Source organism: Microvirga puerhi (genome assembly GCF_020089865.1).
GTDB lineage: Bacteria > Pseudomonadota > Alphaproteobacteria > Rhizobiales > Beijerinckiaceae > Microvirga > Microvirga puerhi.
The window spans coordinates 1-967 of record NZ_JAIRBM010000042.1 but is presented as its reverse complement, the minus strand read 5'-3'; the positions used below and the strand labels follow the sequence as shown (position 1 = coordinate 967).

Annotated in this window: 1 protein-coding gene; it reads left to right on the top strand. The window is 60.4% G+C overall.

The window, feature by feature from the left end:
* Window positions 1-314: 314 nt before the first annotated feature.
* A partial coding sequence (locus K9B37_RS24510) for a response regulator transcription factor (protein WP_224316433.1) occupies window positions 315-967 on the top strand: 653 nt, incomplete at its 3' end.

The window sequence follows — 967 nt, the reverse complement described above, 5'->3', positions numbered from 1 at the left end:
TGACCGGATCGTCGTGAGTCCTTTTATCACGCGGTGTCGATGTATTGCATTGAGGCAACACTTCGCGACAAGGACGGGACGGGATTCACGGCGTGCGCCTTTGCCGTTGACGCAACGACGTTCGCCCGGCATTTATGAATAATCCTACTGATTCGGAGGGGCGGCGCGGATCAACCAAGCACACTCGCTCACCATCATAGTAGAAACGTAAAAGTAAAAAAGTAGTTGCACGGACAGGCACCGCCGGCAACTCACACTCTTCAGCGCGCGTACCTGCGTTTGACTACCTTTTCATAGGCCGGGGGGCTTCTATCATGTACATCGTCGTCGATGAACGGCAGATGGTGACGGCTGCTTACGTCGCCGGGTTCGATCGCGAAGGCGTCTCCTCGCTCGGCTTGTTCGCCGGCGAGTTCCAGGACTGGCTCAAGGCCGCCTCCAGCGCCGATCTCGACGCCGTCCAGGGCTTCCTGCTCGGCGACTTCCAGGACCGCATCGCCTGTGCCGAGACCATCCGCCGCCATTCCCGCGCGCCCATCATTGCTTTGAGCGAAATCCGCTCGCTCGAGCAGACCCTCGAACTCTTCACCGCCAGGTTCGACGATGTGGTGCGCAAACCCGTCCATGTGCGCGAGATCCTGGCCCGCTCGGAAGCGATCTGGCGCCGCGTCAATGCCGCCAGCCAGACCCTGAGCGCCGCCCCTGAGCGCCTCAAGGTCTATTTCGACGGCCGCGATCCCGAGATCGACGGCACCAGCCTGCCTCTGCCCCGCCGTGAGCGCCACATTCTCGAATATCTGGTGCGCAACAAGGGCCGCCGTCTGACCAAGGCCCAGATCTTCAATGCCATCTACGGCATCTATTCCAACGATGTCGAGGAAAGCGTCATCGAGGGCCATGTCAGCAAGCTGCGCAAGAAGCTCCGCGCCAGCCTCGGACACGATCCCATCGAAGCCAAACGTTATAT